This is a genomic window from Streptomyces sp. ActVer (assembly GCF_027270795.1).
Classification (GTDB): domain Bacteria; phylum Actinomycetota; class Actinomycetes; order Streptomycetales; family Streptomycetaceae; genus Streptomyces; species Streptomyces umbrinus_A.
Genome location: NZ_JAPWHT010001043.1, coordinates 1 through 515, shown reverse-complemented (window position 1 = coordinate 515; position 515 = coordinate 1). Strand labels below are relative to the sequence as shown.

Annotated in this window: 1 protein-coding gene; it reads left to right on the top strand. The window is 67.0% G+C overall.

Going from position 1 to position 515, the window contains the following annotated elements:
- Positions 1–414: substrate-binding domain-containing protein (locus O3Q52_RS54040; RefSeq protein ID WP_269655662.1), on the top strand; the 414-nt coding region annotated here is incomplete at its 5' end.
- Positions 415–515 lie beyond the last annotated feature (101 nt).

The following is a 515-nucleotide window of genomic DNA, read 5'->3' as shown; positions in this document are numbered from 1 at the left end:
TTCAAGGGCAAGACCACGAACCTGTACGTGAACGGCACGAACATGCCGTCCGTGAAGTCGACGATCACCGCCAAGCTCAAGCAGGACAGCTCGGTCGACTACGTGGTCACGCTCGGCGCCCCGTTCGCGCTCACCGCCGTGCAGTCCGTGAGTGACGCGGGCAGCAAGGCCAAGGTGGCGACCTTCGACCTGAACAAGGACTTGGTCGGCGCCATCCAGGACGGTGACGTCGAGTTCGCCGTCGACCAGCAGCCGTACCTGCAGGGCTACCTCTCGGTGGACGCCCTGTGGCTCTACAAGACGAACGGCAACTTCAGTGGCGGTGGCCAGGAGCCGGTGCTGACCGGCCCGGCGTTCGTCGACAAGACCAACGTCGAGACCATCGCGAAGTTCGCCGCGAAGGGCACTCGGTGATCCCCATGTCCCAGGCAACGGCACCGGCGACGAGCTCCTCGTCGCCGGCTCCGCCGGCCGCCCCGAAGGACGGCCGGACCTCGGAACGGTCCCTGGCCCGC